Source organism: Streptomyces sp. NPDC059900 (assembly GCF_050270335.1).
In the GTDB taxonomy this organism is placed as follows: domain Bacteria; phylum Actinomycetota; class Actinomycetes; order Streptomycetales; family Streptomycetaceae; genus Streptomyces.
The window spans coordinates 1-1,835 of sequence record NZ_JBNNJZ010000984.1; the positions used below are offsets into that span (position 1 = coordinate 1).

The 1,835-nt window shown below is 72.9% G+C and carries 1 protein-coding gene and 2 pseudogenes; 2 read left to right on the plus strand and 1 reads right to left on the minus strand.

What is annotated here, in order from left to right; genetic code table 11:
• A pseudogene (locus tag ACQKIP_RS46455) lies at positions 1 to 245 on the minus strand (ferredoxin reductase); the annotation flags it as partial.
• 87 nt (positions 246 to 332) lie between these two features.
• Here ACQKIP_RS46455 and ACQKIP_RS46460 point away from each other — a divergent pair.
• The gene (locus ACQKIP_RS46460; protein ID WP_365863496.1) at positions 333 to 1,472 is read left to right on the plus strand and encodes a PucR family transcriptional regulator; all 1,140 of its coding nucleotides are present in this window, start codon (positions 333 to 335) and stop codon (positions 1,470 to 1,472) included.
• Between the two features lie 220 nt (positions 1,473 to 1,692).
• Positions 1,693 to 1,835 (plus strand): annotated as a pseudogene (locus ACQKIP_RS46465) (thioredoxin family protein); the annotation flags it as partial.

A 1,835-nucleotide genomic window follows, 5' to 3' on the forward strand; every position in this document is an offset into this window, starting at 1 on the left:
ACTCCGTCGACGTCGACCCCGATCCTCACGGACTGGCCGGCTGTGTGGCCGCGCCAGCCCCGCCCCGGCCTGATCACGACCGTCGCGGCGTCACTCGTCTCGGGGTGCACGGCCTCGATGCGCCCCCGCAGGTCGGCGCCCGCACGCAGCGGGCTGACCAGGTCGAGGTAATCCGACGGCAGCAGCGGCGTCGTGACCATCTCCAGCAGTTTCCACGCCCTGCTGCGGAGGGCTGTACTCGTCATGGCTCCACCCTGCTGCGCCTCAGGGCGTAAAGTCCTGACCGCAGGACGTAAATCTGGTCGACCCAATTGTTCGCAGGGAACAAAAAAGTGAGCCATGCAATCCGGAGGGCCAGCGAACTGGCCCTGGACGAGACCACAGTCACCGCGCTGCGGGCCGCGGTGAAGACCACCGCCGACGAGGTCGTCCAAGCGATCATCGACGAGGTCCCTCCCTACGCCAACGCCCTTTCGGGCCGCATGGGCGCCACCATCCGCCGCGCCGTGCGCACCGCCCTGGGGCACTACCTGGACCTGGCCAGCGGGAAGACCACCAGCGGCGACGCCGGCGACGCGGCCTACGAGCTGGGCCGCGGCGAGGTGCGCGACGGCCGGACGATGGACGCCCTGCTGGGCGCCTACCGCGTCGGCGCCCGCGTGGCCTGGCGATGCCTGGCAGCAGGCGCCGTCCCCGCAGGCCTGCCCGCCGCCGAGGTCGCCAAGTTCGCCGAGCTGACCTTTGCCTACATCGACGAACTCTCCGCCGCGAGCGCCGCCGGCCACGCCGACGAACTGGCCGCCCGCGGCCGGGCCCACGAGCTGCACCTGGAACACCTGGCCCGCGACCTCCTGGCCGGCGCCAGCCCGGACGTACTGCTGGCCTCCGTCCAGCGGGCCGGGTGGCAGCCCCCGGAATCACTGACCGCGGTCCTGCTCCCCGCCGCCCAGGCCCGGCCCGCCTACCGCACGCTCGACCCCAGCACCCTCGTCCTGGACGACCTGCCCGACGCCACCGGCGTACTGCTCGTCCCCGATGCCGACCGATCACGTCTCCTGCGCCAGCTGAGCGACCGCACCGCCGTGATCGGCCCGGCCCGGCCGTGGACCCGTGCGTCCGCCTCCTACGCACGAGCCGTACGCGCACGCTCCCTCTCCCCCGGTATCCGCGACACCGAGGACCACCTGCCCGAACTGGTACTGAGCGCCGACGCAGACGCCTTCGCCGACCTGCGCGCCCGCGCCCTGGCACCGCTGCGGACCGTGCCCGCCGCCACCGCACGGCGGCTGGAGGAGACACTGCGGGCATGGCTGCTGCACCAGGGCCGGCGCGAGGAGGCAGCGGCGGCGCTGTTCGTCCACCCACAGACGGTCCGCTACCGCATGTCGCAGCTGCGGGAGCTGTTCCCGGATCTCGCATCGCCGCACCGGGTCCTCGAACTGACGCTGGCGGTCGGCCTCCGGGGCACCTGACGCGCACCTCGACCGCCCGCGAACGCCTCCGCGAGCGGGTCCGGGAAGCGCGCCTCCGCCGGGCCGGGCCGGGCCGCTCGCGCCGGGGGGCCGGTGTAGCGCTGCGAGGGCCCCTCGCCTCCCTTGCGGCAGGTCAACCGGACAACCGGCCGGGTCGGCCGGGCACACCGCGCGGGGGATGATGGACATGCAATGACGGAACGTAAGGTCAGGAGCTGCCATGGCGCAGCGGGTTCACCGCCCCCGCGAGGACGCGGAGTTCGATTTCATCCTCGGGATGAGCACGGTTCCGGTCCTCGCCTACTTCACCGGGGCATGGCCCAAGGCAATCGAGCCCTGCCGGGTGATGGACCTGGTTATGGG